Genomic DNA, 17,746 nt, shown 5'->3' with positions numbered 1-17,746 from the left:
TTTTAGTTTTTTTAGTTTTTTAAGTGGTGTTATAAGGGAGTAGTTGCAGAAACAGCTACTCCCGAAATAACAAAATAACAAAATGAGTATACAAAGTTTTACATATACCGGCACCTTTGAACTGGAGTCGGGCGCAAAATTAAAGGGGCTACAAATAGGCTATAATACTTACGGTACATTAAATAAAAACCGCGACAATGTAGTTTGGGTTTGCCATGCGCTTACCGCTAATTCGGATGTTTTTGATTGGTGGAAAGGGCTTTTTGGTGCCGACGATCATTTTAACCCTGATGAGCATTTTGTAGTTTGCGCTAATGTGTTGGGGTCGCCGTATGGCACCGCCAACCCGTTAACCACCAACCCAATAACCGGGCAACCATACTACCTTGCATTCCCGGAATTTACTATCCGCGACATTGTTAAGGCACACACCCTTTTGGCAGACCATTTAGAGATAGAACATATCGAGATATTACTTGGCGGATCGTTAGGTGGCCAGCAAGCCATTGAGTGGAGCATCAGCCAGCCCGAGCGTATAAAAAACCTGATCTTAATAGCTACTAACGCCCGTCATTCACCCTGGGGAATAGCTTTTAACGAATCGCAACGACTGGCAATAACCGCCGACCGTACTTTTTACGCCGGAGCACCTGATGGTGGCAGCAAAGGCTTAAAAGCCGCACGCAGCATTGCGCTCCTATCCTACCGTGGGTATAAAACTTATGCCATTACGCAACAGGAGGAAGAAGATAACGTAACTGATAACTTCAAAGCATCAACATACCAAAATTACCAGGGAGAAAAGCTTGTAAACCGTTTTAATGCCTACAGTTACTGGTATTTGAGCAAAGCTATGGACTCGCACAATGTAGGCCGCGGCCGCCATGGAGTTGATAAGGCACTAAGCCTGATAAAAGCCCGTACATTGGTTATAGGCATAAAATCTGATGTGTTGTTTCCTATTGAGGAGCAGCAATATTTGTTCAGGCATATACCAAAATCGGCTTTTGCGGAGTTTGATTCATTTTATGGGCACGATGGATTTTTAATTGAAACTGAGGCGTTAACAAAAATAATTACATCGTTTTTTAAAACGGATGTTAAAGGAAAAATAATTGAACTGCAAAAAATTGCTTAATGAGTAAGAAACTAAATATAGGCCTCTTCGGATTTGGAGTTGTTGGCCAGGGATTGTACGATATAATCAAAACCAAAAACCTGAACCTTGAGATAGTAAAGATCGCTATCAAAAATCCGGAAAAAGATCGTTCGTTACCTAAAGAACTATTTACTACCGACCGGGACGAAATACTGAATAATCCCGAAATAAATACTGTTGTAGAGCTTATAAATGATACAGAAGCTGCGTTCGAGATCGTTTCGCGGGCTTTAAGCACGGGTAAAAATGTGGTATCGGCCAGCAAAAAAATGATAGCCACTTACCTGCCGCAGTTGATAGAATTGCAACACAAATATGGCACATCATTACTATACGAGGGGGCAGTATGCGGTAGTATACCTATTATCCGTAATCTGGAAGAGTATTACGATAACGAATTGCTACATTCTATAAGTGGTATCTTTAACGGATCGTCAAACTATATTCTATCAAAAGGCTATTTAGAGGGCTTAGACTACGATACCGCCCTTAAACAAGCACAAGACCTTGGCTTTGCCGAAACCGACCCAACCATGGATGTTGGTGGTTACGATGCCAAATTTAAACTTGTAATTACCGCATCTCACGCTTATGGTGTAGTGGTTAACCCAAAAGATGTGTTAAATATCGGTATACAAAACCTTGCAGCACAAGATTTGCAGTATGCCCGCGAAAAGAAATTAAAGATAAAACTGGTACCTGTAGCCAAAGAGCTTGACGACAGACATGTAGCTATGTTTGTACTGCCTAAATTTGTTAACGAAACCGAGTTTTTATACAACGTAGAGTACGAATACAACGGTGTAACGGTACAGGCAGCCTTTGCCGATCAGCAATTCTTTTTTGGAAAGGGTGCTGGTGGCCACCCTACAGGATCTGCAGTATTATCGGATATTGCCGCGCTGCGCTACAACTACCAGTACGAGTATAAAAAGGCCAAAGAAACAAACGACCTGCAGTTTACCAATAATATTGAGTTAAATATATACCTGCGTTACGAGGATGAAGGCCTGGTAGAAGCATTAGAATTTGAGCACATACACGAACGTTTCTATTCAGGTAGTTACAAATTTGTTATTGGTAAGATCAATTTACAAAAACTGATAGATAACCAGCAACGTATATCAGATAACAAGGCTTTCGTGGCCTTCGCCGACCAGCTAACAGGGGTCAGTTTAGCTACGGCAAAACAACAAGCAGCCGAAGTTTTTTAGTAGATTCTCCCGGTTGAAAAAAACGAAAGGCCCTTTTGGGGCCTTTTGTCATTTGATAGAATCACATTTAATTAACTATATATTTCTGGTTAGGTCCCAATTTTCAAGGTAGTCGGCAATTTTGCGTATAAAGCGGCCGCCCAATGCGCCGTCAACCACACGGTGATCGTACGACAATGACAGGAACATCATATGCCTGATAGCAATGGTATCCCCTTCCGGTGTTTCTAATACAGCTACTTTCTTTTTAATAGCGCCCACAGCCAAAATAGCTACCTGTGGTTGGTTTATAATAGGTGTACCCATAACATTACCAAACGAACCCACATTGGTTATAGTGAAAGTGCCGTCTTTAACATCATCGGGCAATAGTTTATTGATGCGGGCACGATTTGCCAAATCGTTAACAGCTTTAGTTATGCCTAATAAACTTAGCTGATCAGCTCGTTTTATTACTGGTACAATCAGGTTGCCACTTGGCAAAGCAGTAGCCATACTTATATTGATGTCGCGCTTTTTGATGATCTGTGTACCGCTAACAGTGACGTTGATCATCGGGAAATCTTTTATAGCACGTACAACGGCTTCTATAAATATAGGCGTAAAGGTTATCTTCTCTCCTTCACGTTTTTCAAATCCATCTTTCACTTTGTCGCGCCATTGTACAAGGCCCGTAACATCAGCTTCAACAAATGATGTAACGTGCGGAGACGTGTGCTTGCTGTATACCATATGTTCGGCAATAAGCTTACGCATACGGTCCATTTCAATGATCTCATCGCCGCCCGATACAGATGTTACCGGCTTAGGCGTTTCTTTAACAGGTTCTGCTACAGGCGGGGTAACAGGCTGCGGTGCCGGTGGCGTTACAGGTGTATTGTTATGATTTGCAGAAGGCGCGCTTGCCTGCTGTGCAGTGTATGCTGGCTGCGATGCGGTTGGCTGTGTAACCGGAGCAGCTTGAGGCGTTGGTGCCGCAGACGCCATAACCGGCGGCGCAGCGGGTTTTGCTGCAGCTTGCGGAATAGCATATGTTTCTACAGGGGCAGGTTTAGTGCCTCTGCTTTGAAGATAAGTTAACAAATCATCTTTTGTTAAACGGCCTTCGGCGCCTGTACCGGGTATGCGGTCAAGCTCGTCGTTATCTATACCTTCCTGGTGGGCTATATTTTTTACCAATGGCGAATAAAAACGATTTTCGAATTTAACGCCGGTATTTTGTGAGGTATTACTATTATTTGCTAATTGACTGATGCCGGGTATCTGTTCAATTTGAGGAGCCTCTTCTTCTTTAGCCGGTTGTGTTGCTTGTGGCTCGGGAGTTGCTGCAACAGCTTGCGGCACAGGCTCGGCTTTAACTTCGGCAACAGGCGCAGTGGTAGTTTCGTTTGCCGCAGTATCGGTTTCTATTATAGCAATTACCGACCCTACCTGCACCACCTCATCCTCTTTACATAGTTGTTCAACTAACTTTCCTGATACCGGTGACGGGACTTCGGAGTCGACCTTATCAGTAGCTATTTCCATAACTGCCTCATCTGCTTCAATATAATCGCCTGGCTTTTTATTCCATTTAATTATAGTTGCCTCTGCAACACTTTCCCCCATTTTTGGCAGTAACAATTGGTATTTGGCCATAGACAAAACTATACTTAGTGTGTCAAAATTATAAAATTAACACGTCACATTTTGTTTTCTTTTAATAAAGTAATCAACATAAAAAACGCGGCCACAGCGCTTCTTTCGATGTTTTGCGCGCGCTTATTAGCAAATGTGAATTTCTTTACCACAGTTTTATTTGCATTTGCCACAGCTATCCAAACAGTACCTACCGGCTTCTCTGCGCTGCCGCCTCCGGGGCCTGCAATACCTGTTACGGCAACGGCATAGTCAGATTTAAACTGAAGCAATGCTCCTTTAACCATTTGCTTCACGGTTTGTTCGCTAACAGCGCCAAATTCTGTCAGTGTATCATGTTCGACACCTAAAACACTTTCTTTTAGTTGGTTTGAATAAGTTACCGCCCCACCTAAAAACACCTGCGACGAGCCGGCATGTTGCGTGATCAAATGAGCTATATAACCTCCTGTACAGCTTTCTGCTCCAGATAAGGTCAATCCTTTTTCGGCCATTGTATTAAGCACCACCTGCTCAAGAGGCATATCTTCCATAGCAACCACGTTGATGCCTACCCGTTCGACGATGCGGGCTGCAAATTCATCTATCTTAGCTTGCAAAGCAGCCGCCTCATCGCCGTAAGCACTTAAGCGCAAGCGTACCTGGCCCATTTTGGGTAGATAAGCCAGCTTTATGTATGAGGGTAATTCATTTTCAATGTCGGCTATCTTTTCCGCCAGGAAAGACTCGCCCTCGCCTACAGTTAATATGGTTTTATGAATGATAACGGGTAGTTTTAACACGCTTTTCAGCTTAGGTATTACCTCCTCCTCCATCATATATTTCATCTCGAAAGGCACACCCGGCATAGATACATATATTTTGCCACCTTGGTTAAACCACATACCCGGCGCTGTGCCATTATTATTTAAAATAACCTCGCAATTTTCAGGCACCTCAGCTTGCTTGCGGTTAACATCCAGCAAAGGGCGATTATATTTTTTAAAGATGTTCTCTACGTTAGTTAAAGCATCCTGGTTTAATACAAAGCCAACATGAAAATATTCGGCAATCGTCTTTTTGGTAATGTCGTCTTTAGTTGGCCCTAATCCACCTGTTATTAAAATAATATCAGCACGTAGTGCAGCCTCGGCAAGGGCTTTAAGTATGTGTTGCTTATCATCCGATACAGATGATATCTGTTTTACCCTAATACCCTCTTCGTTTAACCTTGCAGCCATCCATGCCGAGTTGGTATCTACAATTTGGCCTATCAGTATCTCGTCGCCTATGGTTATTATTTCTGCAAGCATGTTATCTAAAACTTTGGTTACTTGTATAATCGCTACGTTTGCTCAGTTTCAAATCCTGTAAAATAGTTGATTTTACTTTTAGTGTTACGTTATATGATTTGTAATACCCAAAAGGCAGCCATTGTATAGATAGATCCCAACAGTGTAAGTCGCGATATATGGCGAAAGACGTTGCACTGCTTAAAGCTCTTGCTTTAAGGTCGTAGTTGGCATTATACTGTACTTTCCACTTTTGAGTAAGGCTTACGTCTCCGCTTACCATTATCGTATTACTTGACGAACTGCTCGTAATATTATTAGTATAATTAAAGTTGTAATTTATAGCAATGTTCCATGGTATGTTAAAGTCGATATACGCCCCCGGGTCGCTATTGATCAATGCTAAACGCTGGGCCTGATTGGGTGTCATGGTTTGCAAGCTGCTGCCGGCTGTTACCTGTTTTGGCTTAAATTGCGCCGAATTTAAACTACCGCTCATCGAAAAATTGAATGATGACAGCATCGGGAGTTTTCCATCCTGAAAGGTATAGCGATTGATCCTGTTAACATAATTAAATACCATTCCGTTAGATATAGAATCGCGCACCTGGTTAATATAAGGATCAAAAACAGCACCAAAATTGATATTTACTTTTTGGTTTAATATAGCGGTATGGCCAGTAATGTTTAGGGTAGATAGTTTAAGCGAATCCTGGGCAAAGTTATAAAATGTGGATATGCTTAACCCCTGCAAGATGGGTACGGTTTTATCTAAGCCGGATGTATCTGTACTTTTTGGCTTTACCTTAGCCTCAATAGTGTTATCTAATGAAAAGCCTATACCCGCCTGCTTACCAACTGCGGGGCCCCCATATGGCGAATTGTCAAATATAGAATAGCGTTGGTAAGTATATGGATACGGAACCGAGGCATTACTTACAGCAGTACGGTAGTAACCATAGCTGGGGTCACCATAATCGGGTTTGTAATTAAAACTGATGGTGGGTGTAGTAACGTGTCGTATTTTTTTGATATTCCCTTTTTTAAAGGTCATGATACCATAAAATTTAGTTGACAGGGATGCATTTAAGCTATAATCACCGGCACGTACAAAGCCTGGTACGGTATCGGTAACCGGCACCGACTGGCCGGCAATACTACCCCTTTCGAAACGTTTGCGTATACTTTGTAGATACCAGCGCTCGGTATAATTAACACCCGTACTAAATTGAAAAAATTTTAACAGGTTGGTATTAAACGCCACCGGGATATTGTGCTGTAAGCCATTTTGCAGGCGCTTACTAAATGTACTGCCTTTAAACAGTTCTGATTCGGGTACCTCATTCAATTTGTTTGTACCTACAAGGCTATAGCCTACCGTAATTTTTTGATACCACGCTTGTTCGCCAACCCTGTCTTTAGAATCGAAAGGGCTTAAGGTAGACATGTTGAAACTAAAGGTAGGCAGTTCCAAAGTCACCGTCTTTTTGGTCAGATCCTGGCTGTGGCCTAAACTAACGTTTAAATTAAAAGGTGTACCAGCCCATACACGGCCATATGAAATACTTGACCGCAGGTTATTTTGCGTAAGCGAGTTAAGATTGTAGTTGTTTTGTGCCGGGTTATCCCTGTAAAAACTTGAGGTACCCGCATTTACAGATGCACTAAAGGTTGTACCCGGGTTTGCATTAGGATCTTGCGAGTGCGACCAGGTGACATTAAAATCTTTTCGGTATGGGTCGCCTTGTATACCGTAGTTATGCGCGCCATAACTCAGTGTTAAACTACCACCATATTTATAACGTTTTAAATAACGTGCTGTGCTGGTTAACTCGTACGACCCTTTTGAGTACAGCGTACCCATGGTAGTAACATCTAAATTGTCATTAAGGCCTATATAGTAACCAAAATTTCGCAAAAAGAAGCCCAGTCTCTGGTCTTCACCAAAGGTCGGCAACAACACCCCTGATGAACGTTGGTCAGGTTTAGGGAAAAAGCCAAAGGGTATTGCAAAGGGCAATGGCACACCTTCAATCTCCAGGTATGCAGGGCCAGATATGATCTTGTTTTTTTGCCCGATACCTTTAGTAATAACTATACCAAAGTGCGTATCGGGATATGGAAGATTACAAGTACTAAATATAACATTGCGGTAAGCAACTTCTTCTTTGTTTAGCTGCTTTGCCTGTCCTCCCGATATAAAATTACCTTCCTGCTCTGATGCAGGGTTCCAAATTTTACCTTTTTTTGTTTTATAGTCGTACATCAACGAATCGGATGCAACCGGTTTTTCTTTGCCCGATTTTGATAGTGGCCTGCCTATATACCGTTTAGTACGCGGATCGGTAGCACCACGGGCAAAAATTTTATGGTTTTTTTCATCGACACGTATATATTCCGCATCCAATTGAAATTCCTGGTAAGTAACACGGGCTTTACCATATAAATACGAAACCTTGTTATCGTTATCTACAAAAGACGAATCTTCGGCAGTCGATTTTACTATATCTTCTAATCCCCCTGCTTTTTGTGGAGTGGTGTCGCGTGCGGTAGTAGATGCGGTTGTTGCAGTGCTATTTTTACTGTTAGCGCCCTTTGCAGGCTTTTTAAGCCTTAGCAATTTCCTATCCCTTACAGAATCAAGTTTTATAATAGTATCTTTAACAGTTATATAATGATCCGCTCTTTTTGGAGTGGCCATTACGTTAACCATTAATATAATTGCAAGCAGAAAAAAAAGGCTAACTAATTTCAAAATAGATTATGAATAGTATTTTTGCAGGTACAGTTAACAGCGTTCAAACATAATGAAAAATAAAATATTGAACAGGTTCAAAAAGTTGATTTTCGGTTCGGTGGCATTATTTTTATGCTTATCATTTATTCCATTCACATCTTATTCTGCACAAAAAGATACGGTTGTAAATAACAGTTTTAAGATAAAAACTATCATTGTAGATGCTGGCCACGGCACCCGCCCAAACGGTACCAGATCAGGCTCAAACGGATCGTTTTCTTACGAAAGTAATGTAACGCTGCAAATAGCACTTAAATTACAAAAAGCAATAGAAAATTCTTTACCGCAGGTAAAAGTGGTAATGACCAGGCCAACAGAGGCTGACGTACCTTTTAAAACACGTGCCGATATTGCCAATTCAAACAAAGGAAATTTGTTCATATCTATCCACTGTAACTCGCTGGCCGACAAGCGCCGTACCGAGGTTGTGGGTTATAAAAAGGGCAAAAGGGGTAAAAAAACGCCTATTTATAAAACAGTTTCCGTCCCTGATCGTTCAGGAAAAGGAGTTTTACTTTTGGTATATAGTACACGCCGTATTGGGCCACAACTGGAAGCACTACGTGAGAACGCGGATTTGTACGATGATAAAGATTACAAAGAGCAGTATAACGGTTTTGACCCGGAAGACCCATCCTCGGTTATTTTGATGGAGGCTTTTAAAAATAAATACCGCCGGCAAAGTATCCATTTTGCCAATATGATTGAAAAAGAGTTTACCGATGGTGATGGCCGGGTAAGTGAAGGTGTACGGGAACAGGTGTTATTTGTGCTCGATCATACCGCAATGCCATCTGTATTGGTTGAAACAGGATACATAAACAACCCTGATGATGAAGAATATTTAAATTCAGAAGAAGGGCAAAACCAAATTGTAGCATCAATAGTTAGGGCTATAAACAACTATAAAAAAGAAGTAGAACAATAGCATATACACAAAACATTTACCCTGCATGAAAATATCAAACGAAACAAAAATTGGTGCACTCACGGCCGTATCAATAACCATACTTATATTGGGTTACAGCTTTTTAAAGGGTAATGATGTTTTCTCGGGTTCAAACAAGTTTTATGCTATTTACAGGAGTGTAGAGGGTTTAACGGTATCAAAACCGGTGCTGGTAAATGGCTTCCAAATTGGCCGGGTATCAAAAATGGAACTGGGCCACGATGGGCAAACTACTGTTGAGTTTAAAATTGACCCTAAATACAACATACCCGACAATACCCTTGCCGAACTGCAAAGTACCGACCTTTTAGGTAGCAAAGCTATTGTTTTTGTATTGGGCAACAGCACCAAGTATGCCGAAGACAAAGATACCCTGCGTGCCGATATACAAGGCAGCCTTGCGGAAAGCCTGCAGCCTATACAAAAGAAAGCCGAGGTTTTAATAACTAAGGTAGATTCGGCAATGGCCTCTATCAACAAAATAATGAACCCGGAGTTTCAGCGTAATGTTAGCCGCAGCTTTGCCAGCATAGCTAACTCGTTGCAAACATTAGAAGGTACCACCAAAAAAATCGACGCTATTGTAGGCGCTCAAAGCAGCCATATTAACGGGATCATGGAAAATGCTGAAGTTGTATCGGCTAATTTAAAAACAAGCTCAGGCCGTTTTAACGGCATCTCGGCAAATCTGGACAAATTTAGCGGCGACCTTGCTAACTCAAATATTAGCCAAACCATGGCCAATGCAAATAAAGCGGTAGGCGAATTACAGCAAACTATCGAAAAAATAAACAGCGCCCAAGGCTCGCTTGGTTTATTATTAAACGATGATAAAATGTACAACAACCTAAATAATGCCTCTAATAACCTGAATAATTTATTTATAGATATTAAAGCACACCCAAGCCGTTACGTGCATTTTTCGGTATTTGGCAAAAAAGGCGATTAATTGCTTTATGTACTTAATTAAAAAGCCCGGTGTAATTCTACATCGGGCTTTTTAATGCATATATCGTCAACCTTATTCGCTTATTATAAAAGTTTTACCTTCTATAGCAAGCTCGGTATTAGGGAAAACGCTTTGCGCCTCGTCAAGCAGTTCGTTTAAGGTTTTGTACCTGGCCGAAAAATGCCCGATAATGAGTTTACCGGCATTGGTAATATTAGCTATCTGAGCGGCCTGTAATGCGGTGGTATGGTGGGTTTGGTTAGCCCTGTCTAACATATCATTTAAAAAAGTGGCCTCATGATACAATAGTGTAGCCGAATCTATCTGTTTAAAATATCGTTCGTTGTATAATGTATCAGAACAATAGGCATAAGATTTTGGCGCATCAGAATCTATGGTTAGGGTGTCATTCTTTACTACTCCACCATCTTCGGCTACATAATCATGCCCCTTTTTTAAAGCTGAATAAAAGGATATAGGGATGTTCAACAACTCTACTTTTTCTTTTATGATCTTACGCAAGCGCTTTTTTTGCCTGAACAAAAAACCAGTGCAGGGAATGCGGTGATCCAAAGGTACCGTTTCCACAAAAATATCCTGGTTCTCTAATATCACACCGGTATTATCGGCATCAGTAAAAATAAATTCTAACGGATAATTAAGCGTAGTTTGTGAATACTTCAACTGAAGATCGACAATCTCTTTTAACTGCGGGGGGCCAAATACCTTTAATGTTTTTTTGCGGCCGTTCAGGTGCATTGATGATAGCAGACCAACCAATCCCAAATAATGATCGCCGTGTAAATGACTGATAAATATATGATCTATACGAGCGGCTTTTACATCAAAACGCAGCATTTGCTGTTGCGTACCTTCGGCGCAATCAACTAAATACAGCTTTTCGTTAATGTTTAAAACCTGGGCCGTAGGGTTACGGTTAAAAATGGGGGTTGCAGAGCTGCTGCCCAGTATTGTAACTTCGAATTTCATACCGGGTAAACAGGCTAATTATCTAACTTCTTTCTTCAGCTCTTTTTCTATCTCTTCCATAAAAATAAGGTCGATAGCTTCTTCGCATGAAGGGACAATGGTAAGTACGTTATCTAACTGAGATATGGTGATCAAACGGGAAACAGCCTCGTTTAAACCGGCAAGAATGAACGAACCGGTTGCATTTTTACATAAACGGTGGCCCACCAATAAGCTGCTTAAACCCGATGAATCGGCAAATTTTACCTGCGAAAGATCAAGAATGATGTTTCTTTGTCCCTCGGTATTGATCAGGATCAATTCTGATTTAAGCTGAGGGGTTACCAGTGAATTTAACTTCGATTCGTTAAGCTTTATAAGTATGTATTTTTCGTGCTTATCTACGGTAAATTTCATTTTTGTAAAATTAAACAGCTAAGATATAAAGAATTTATCTTTAAATAAAAATTACAACTTAGCTATTGCATTATTAATTGCCTGCTCTACTCTGTTTACAACATTTTGCAATTCGGGTTTTACAAACTTTTCGCCGGTGATTTGCTCATAAAGTTCGATGTACCGCTCGGATATCGACCTAACAATTCCGGGGCTCATTACGGGCACGGTTTGCCCATCTTTACCCTGAAAACCATTTTCTATCAGCCATTTGCGCACAAACTCTTTCGATAGCTGTTTTTGCGCTTCGCCGCTTGCCTGGCGCTCGGCATAACCTTCGCTGTAAAAATATCGTGACGAGTCTGGCGTATGTATCTCGTCTATCAGGTAAATGGTATCGCCAACCTTACCAAACTCGTATTTAGTATCAACTAAAATTAAACCCTGTTTGGCAGCAATTTCGGTACCGCGTTTAAACAAGGCACGTGTATATTGCTCCAGTTGTATATAGTCTGCTTCAGTCACTATACCTTGCTTCAATATTTCCGCCCGGGATATATCCTCGTCGTGCCCTACCGAAGCTTTTGTGGTTGGTGTAATGATTGGTTCAGGTAAAATATCATTCTCCTTTAGGCCTTCAGGCAACGTTACGCCGCAAACCTGGCGCTTTCCTAAAGCATATTCGCGGGCGGCATGGCCGGCTAAATAACCACGAATAACCATTTCTACTTTAAAAGGTTCGCAAATGCGGCCAATGGTAACGCTTGGGTCGGGTACGCTAAGCACCCAGTTAGGTACAATATCGGCAGTTGCCTGTAAAAATTTAGCGGCTATTTGATTTAATACTTGCCCTTTGTAAGGGATGGGTTCCGGTAAAACCACGTCAAATGCCGATATACGATCGGTAACCACCATGGCCAGGTATTTATCGGCTATGGTGTACACATCGCGTACTTTACCCTTATAATAGTTTGTTTGTCCTTTAAAATTAAAATGTGTTTCTTTTATAGCGTCCATTTGTTAAGTCTTAAGTCGAAAGTATAAAGTCTTAAGTCCTAAACTTAAACTGGCTCAGGACTTAAGACTTCAGACTTTGCACTACTGAATATCTCCGTAAGCTTCCAAAATGCGTTTTACCAGTTTGTGGCGCACAACATCTTCGCCACTCAGGTAAACTATATCAATACCTTTTATATCTGTTAATATGCGCAGGGCAGTGTATAAGCCCGATTGTTGCTTTTTAGGCAGATCTATCTGGGTTACATCGCCTGTTACAATAAACTTGGCCGATGGGCCCATACGCGTTAAAAACATCTTTAACTGCATATCTGTAGCGTTTTGCGCCTCATCTAATATCACAAAGCAATTATCAAGCGTACGGCCGCGCATAAATGCCAATGGGGCAATTTCGATGGTGCGGTTTTCCAGGTAAAGTTTTAGCTTTTCGGCAGGTATCATGTCATCAAGCGCGTCATATAAAGGGCGCAGATACGGATCGATCTTTTCTTTTAGGTCACCAGGTAAAAAACCAAGGTTCTCCCCTGCTTCCACAGCCGGGCGGGTAAGTATGATGCGTTTAATTTCTTTATTTTTTAAAGCCCTTACTGCAAGTGCCACTGCGGTGTAAGTTTTACCCGTACCTGCAGGGCCTATGGCAAACAAAATATCGTTTTTGGAAAGGCTATCTACCATACGGTGCTGGTTTGGCGTGCGCGCCCTTACCATTATGCCGTTAGGGCCAAAAACCAAAACTTCGCCATTGGCAAACTTATCAGGTGCAGCGGGTTCTCCGTTGGCTGCGGGTGCACTTGGCTTCGCGCCTAATATGCGCTCAACATCATTAACATTCAGGCTCGAATACTTCTCGACATGCTGCAACAGGTGGTCAAATTTTTCCTGGAAAACAGATAGTTCGTGCTCGTCGCCCAAAACCTTAATTTCGCTGCCGCGTGCAACCAATTTAAGCTTAGGATAGTGCTTTTTGATGACCTCGAAATGATCATTATTCGGTCCCCATAATACTGCGGGGTTAATTTGTTCCAGAGATAACTTTAGCTCGTTCAATAGGAATTGATTTTTTTCAGTTGCGAATTTTTATGAATTAAAAATTGAATATTTGCACCTTTAAATGCTTTACAAGATTAGCAATAAATATTTATAAAATAAATGGCAATTATAACTTTAACTACTGACCTGGGCGATAAAGATATTTATCAGGCTGCCCTTAAAGGTAGTATTTATAAATTGCTCCCCACAGTAAATATTGTTGATATTACTAACAATGTGGCCGCCTTTAATGTGCAGCAAGCGGCCTTTATTTTAAAGAATAGTTTTTACTACTTTCCGGATGGTACAGTGCACCTTATAGGCATTGATACTGTGTACAATACCTACACCCGTTACCTGGCCATCAAATATAAAAACCACTACTTTGTAGGTGCCGATAATGGCATATTTTCGCTGATGTTTGATGGCGCGCCGGATGAGATTGTGGAAATAAATATTATGCAGGATCTGAAGTTTTTGCACTTCCCGCTGGCAGATATTTTTGTAAAGGCTGCCTGCCATTTGGCACAGGGCGGGGCTTTAAGCCAAATAGGCCTGCCGGTAAGCGATGTTGAAAATAAGATGAACCTGCAGCCGGTTATTGAGAAGAATTTGATAAAGGGCGCGGTGATCTATATCGACTCGTTCCAGAACGTGATAACCAATATAACCAAGGAGTTTTTTAATCGCGTGCAACAGGGCCGCCGCTTTGTGCTGTACTTTAAGCGCAACGAAACTATTACCCACCTAAGCTGGCATTATAACGAGGTGCCCGAAGGCGAAAAGCTATGCCTGTTTGGCATAAGCGACCACCTGGAAATAGCCATTAACAAAGGCAACGCCAGCGGCCTGCTTGGGCTTAATTTAGGCGATAGCGTTATTATTGATTTTGAATAGGCTTTATTGACGATGACTCACACCAAAGTCAATTTTTTATTACATATCCACCCAAACAACAACTAAAGCGTTATTTTTACCCTCTAATAATTACACAGCTACAAATATAAATGGCACGAGGACGATTGAATAGTGGCGCGAAGGCAGAAGCGGAATTACCAAAAGCAAAAATAAACAGGCAAAGTCTTAAAAATGTAGGCAAACTGCTTAGCTATATAAAACCATACCGGGCAAAGTTTATAGCAGGTATGTTTTTTTTATTTATATCCAGCTTAGTGGGCCTCTCCTTCCCTGCCATATTAGGGGCTTTGATAGATGCTGCGCAAGGCACACATAAGTTTAAATTTTTACCACTCAGTATCACAGCTATTGGCCTTGGCGGCTTTGCCTTGCTTTTCGCACAAGCATTTGTATCATTTTTTAGGGTGGTTTGGTTTGTACAGGTGGCCGAAAAATCGTTGGCTGACATCCGCAGGGATACCTATTTTAAGCTAATAACGCTACCTATGAATTTCTTCGCCAACCGCCGGGTTGGTGAACTAAACAGCCGTATCACAGCAGATCTGTCGCAAATACAAGATACATTAACCACCACCTTTGCCGAGTTGATAAGGCAGGTGATCATTATGGTTGGTGGCGTAATATTACTGGCAATAGTATCTGTAAAATTAACTTTAACCGTGCTGGCTATTTTACCATTTATGGTTGCCTTTGCCGTAATATTCGGTCGCTTTATACGCAAGCTATCTAAGCAGGCACAAGATAAACTGGCCGAATCAAACACCATTGTTGAAGAGACCTTACAAGGTATTGCCAACGTAAAAGCCTTTGTAAACGAAGCTTTTGAAGCAGGCCGTTATAATGGCAATTTGCAGGAAGTTGTTAAAATAGCGGTGCGTGGTGCTAAATTCCGCGGCATATTTGCATCATTCATTGTTTTTTGTCTATTCGGTGCTTTTGTGGGCGTAATATGGTATGGCTCGGTAATGGTAAGTCACCACGAAATGAATGTTGGCGACCTGACCAGCTTTATTATGTACACCATATTTGTGGGCGCGGCTATGGGCAGCTTTCCCGACCTGTATGCCAATATCCAAAAGGCAGTTGGCGCTACCGAGCGCGTTTTAGAGATACTGGATGAACACGGCGAAGACATATCTATTAATAATAGCGATAACAGTATAAAACAAAAAATAGCAGGTAACCTATCATTTAACAATGTTGTGTTTGCCTACCCATCGCGCGATGAGATCACCGTGCTAAAGGATATTTCCTTTAGTGCCGACGCCGGGCAACGGGTGGCTATTGTGGGGCCAAGCGGGTCGGGTAAATCAACCATGGCATCGTTAATATTGCAGTTTTACTATCCGCAAAGCGGGAGCATTAAATTCGACGGTCGCGATGCAAGCGAATTTGCCCTTACGGATATACGCAACCAAGTGGCTATAGTACCGCAGGATGTATTGCTTTTTGGCGGTACCATACAGGAGAATATTGCCTACGGTAAGCTGAGCGCTACCAAAGAAGAAATTATACAGGCAGCCAAACGCGCCAATGCCGACCAATTTATTATAGGTTTTCCCGAAGGTTACGATACCATTGTTGGCGAACGTGGCGTAAAACTAAGCGGTGGGCAGCGCCAGCGTATTGCCATTGCAAGGGCTTTACTTAAAAACCCTGCTATATTGATTTTGGATGAGGCTACATCATCATTAGATTCAGAATCTGAACGTTTGGTGCAAGAGGCTTTAGAGGTGTTAATGAAAGGGCGTACATCCATCATTATCGCACACCGTTTATCCACCATACGCGAGGCTGATAAGATAATTGTACTGAAACAAGGTAAAATTATTGAAACCGGCAGCCACCAGGAGTTAATTGCAAACGAGCAGGGCTTGTATCGCTATTTAAGCCAACTGCAATTTGAGACAGCGCAGAGTTAAGTAAGCCGCCATGCCAAATTTATTTCAGCATCTCACGCGCAGGTTGCAAATTGCCTTGCAACAGAGTTGCTGAAACAAGTTCAGCATGACATTTTTTAAAAATACTACATGAAACTAACTATACACGGGGCAGCACGCCAGGTAACCGGCAGCATGCATTTATTGCAAGTTGGCCAATATAAAATACTGGTAGATTGCGGCCTTGATTACGAGAAAGATCATAATATACAGGTAAACGAAGATTTTGGGTTCCGCCCGGAAGAGATCGATGTGGTCATATTAACCCACGCGCATATCGATCATTCAGGCAATTTGCCAACATTGGTACGAATGGGCTTTAACGGCCAGATACTATGTACCCCGCCTACTGCCGACCTTACGGAATTGTTGCTGATGGATTCGGTAAACATATTCCTGCAAAAAGCCAATAAAGGCGGCAGAAACCGCCGTAAACATAAACACAGCAGTGGTGGCCCGCAGCCGCTATACCTGCAAAAACATGTTATGGATACTGTGGAGCGCTTTGTTACTATAGGGTATAACAAACCTTTCCGTATTACTGGTGATATCGAACTTACTTTTGTACCGGCGGGCCACCTGCTTGGCGCCGCAGCAGCAGTATTAAAAGTAACGGAAGACGGTGTAGAAAAATCAATTGCTTTTACCGGCGACCTGGGCCGTAAAAATTACCCGGTACTAAATGACCCTGAACCACTCCCGCAGGTTGATTATATCGTGTCTGAATCTACCTATGGCGGGCGTATGCATACCAAAGACAAAACCGTTCAGGATACTTTGGTAGAGATTATTGAGAAGGTTTGTATTATGGAGCAGGGCCGTTTAATTATCCCTGCCTTCAGCATCGGCCGTACGCAGTCCTTAGTGTTTGCTTTAAATAAGATATTCAGCAGCGGCTTACTACCTAAAGTGGCCGTATTTGTTGATAGCCCTATGGCTAATATAGCAACTGGCTTATACCGCAAGCATCACCACCTGGTTAACCCCGAGGCGCAGGAGTTTTACAACAAGCAGGGCGACGAGTTTGACTTTGACAACCTTACTTATATAGAAAACTTAAAAGACAGCCGCCAGGTATCAAACTATTACGAGCCCTGCATTATTATATCTTCGGCAGGGATGCTGGAGGGCGGCCGTATACAGGACCACCTGTTTTACAACATTCAAAATTACTACTGTACCATCCTTTTTATAGGTTATTGCGCTAAAGGTACGCTTGGTTACCGCCTGTTACGTGGCGACCCCATTGTGCATATCAAAGACCGCGAACTGGCCGTATATGCCACCATTAAACAAACAGATGTTTTAAGCGCACACGGCGACCACGAGGACCTGCTGAACAACATTAAGGTACAGGATAAAAACACCCTTAAAAACGTTTATTTGGTGCATGGAGAGGCTACCAGCATGCAGGCTATGGCCGATGCATTGCAACAGGATAGCTACAAAGTGACCATACCCGAAAAAGGTGTGGCTTATGACTTGTAAAATTTAAAGGTC

General features: G+C 42.0%; 14 protein-coding genes. 7 read left to right on the top strand and 7 right to left on the bottom strand.

Annotated features, from left to right (window positions below; all coding sequences use genetic code 11):
• Window positions 1-82: 82 nt before the first annotated feature.
• Complete coding sequence (metX, locus tag FFF34_004415) at window positions 83-1,138, top strand: homoserine O-acetyltransferase (protein ID TSD66658.1); 1,056 nt, start codon at window positions 83-85, stop codon at window positions 1,136-1,138.
• Window positions 1,138-2,373 carry a homoserine dehydrogenase gene (locus FFF34_004410; protein ID TSD66657.1) on the top strand — a complete coding sequence of 412 codons (1,236 nt, stop codon included), beginning with the start codon at window positions 1,138-1,140 and terminating at the stop codon, window positions 2,371-2,373. The genes metX and FFF34_004410 overlap by 1 nt, the downstream gene beginning before the upstream one ends.
• A 75-nt stretch (window positions 2,374-2,448) precedes the next feature.
• Here FFF34_004410 and FFF34_004405 read toward each other — a convergent pair whose 3' ends face one another.
• The 3 genes from FFF34_004405 to FFF34_004395 are packed head-to-tail and all read right to left on the bottom strand — an operon-like array spanning window position 2,449 to window position 8,037.
• Window positions 2,449-4,011, bottom strand: a complete 1,563-nt coding sequence (locus FFF34_004405) for a 2-oxo acid dehydrogenase subunit E2 (GenBank protein ID TSD66656.1) — start codon at window positions 4,009-4,011, stop codon at window positions 2,449-2,451.
• A gap of 44 nt (window positions 4,012-4,055) precedes the next feature.
• Window positions 4,056-5,303 (bottom strand): competence/damage-inducible protein A, encoded by a 1,248-nt coding sequence (locus tag FFF34_004400; protein ID TSD66655.1) that lies wholly within the window; start codon window positions 5,301-5,303, stop codon window positions 4,056-4,058.
• Window position 5,304: 1 nt separating this feature from the next.
• A complete protein-coding gene (locus tag FFF34_004395; GenBank protein TSD66654.1) occupies window positions 5,305-8,037 on the bottom strand; it encodes an LPS-assembly protein LptD in 2,733 nt (910 codons plus the stop codon).
• A 52-nt stretch (window positions 8,038-8,089) separates the two neighbouring features.
• Here FFF34_004395 and FFF34_004390 point away from each other — a divergent pair, with 52 nt between their 5' ends.
• Both FFF34_004390 and FFF34_004385 read left to right on the top strand, forming a co-directional pair.
• Window positions 8,090-9,007 (top strand): N-acetylmuramoyl-L-alanine amidase, encoded by a 918-nt coding sequence (locus tag FFF34_004390; protein ID TSD66653.1) that lies wholly within the window; start codon window positions 8,090-8,092, stop codon window positions 9,005-9,007.
• 25 nt (window positions 9,008-9,032) lie between these two features.
• A complete protein-coding gene (locus FFF34_004385; GenBank protein TSD66652.1) occupies window positions 9,033-9,977 on the top strand; it encodes an MCE family protein in 945 nt (314 codons plus the stop codon).
• Between the two features lie 72 nt (window positions 9,978-10,049).
• Here the strand turns inward: FFF34_004385 and FFF34_004380 are convergent, their stop codons facing one another.
• The 4 genes from FFF34_004380 to FFF34_004365 form a co-directional block, all read right to left on the bottom strand.
• A complete protein-coding gene (locus tag FFF34_004380; GenBank protein ID TSD66651.1) occupies window positions 10,050-10,967 on the bottom strand; it encodes a ribonuclease Z in 918 nt (305 codons plus the stop codon).
• A gap of 18 nt (window positions 10,968-10,985) precedes the next feature.
• The gene (locus FFF34_004375) at window positions 10,986-11,363 is read right to left on the bottom strand and encodes an STAS domain-containing protein (protein TSD66650.1); all 378 of its coding nucleotides are present in this window, start codon (window positions 11,361-11,363) and stop codon (window positions 10,986-10,988) included.
• Window positions 11,364-11,414: 51 nt separating this feature from the next.
• On the bottom strand, window positions 11,415-12,359 hold the full coding sequence (locus tag FFF34_004370; GenBank protein TSD66649.1) for a phosphoribosylaminoimidazolesuccinocarboxamide synthase: 945 nt from the start codon (window positions 12,357-12,359) through the stop codon (window positions 11,415-11,417).
• An 81-nt stretch (window positions 12,360-12,440) separates the two neighbouring features.
• Window positions 12,441-13,406, bottom strand: a complete 966-nt coding sequence (locus tag FFF34_004365) for a PhoH family protein (protein ID TSD66648.1) — start codon at window positions 13,404-13,406, stop codon at window positions 12,441-12,443.
• A gap of 102 nt (window positions 13,407-13,508) precedes the next feature.
• Between FFF34_004365 and FFF34_004360 the strand changes: the two genes are divergently transcribed.
• From FFF34_004360 to FFF34_004350, 3 genes are all read left to right on the top strand, one after another.
• Window positions 13,509-14,285: an SAM-dependent chlorinase/fluorinase gene (locus tag FFF34_004360; GenBank protein ID TSD66647.1), complete on the top strand. Its 777-nt coding sequence runs from the start codon at window positions 13,509-13,511 to the stop codon at window positions 14,283-14,285.
• A gap of 110 nt (window positions 14,286-14,395) precedes the next feature.
• A complete protein-coding gene (locus FFF34_004355) occupies window positions 14,396-16,228 on the top strand; it encodes an ATP-binding cassette domain-containing protein (GenBank protein TSD66646.1) in 1,833 nt (610 codons plus the stop codon).
• A gap of 108 nt (window positions 16,229-16,336) precedes the next feature.
• Window positions 16,337-17,734 carry an MBL fold metallo-hydrolase gene (locus tag FFF34_004350; protein ID TSD66645.1) on the top strand — a complete coding sequence of 466 codons (1,398 nt, stop codon included), beginning with the start codon at window positions 16,337-16,339 and terminating at the stop codon, window positions 17,732-17,734.
• Window positions 17,735-17,746 lie beyond the last annotated feature (12 nt).

The sequence above is a fragment of the Inquilinus sp. KBS0705 genome, assembly GCA_005938025.2.
Lineage (GTDB): Bacteria > Bacteroidota > Bacteroidia > Sphingobacteriales > Sphingobacteriaceae > Mucilaginibacter.
The sequence above is the reverse complement of the archived record's forward strand: the minus strand, read 5'-3'. Positions and strand labels throughout refer to the sequence as shown.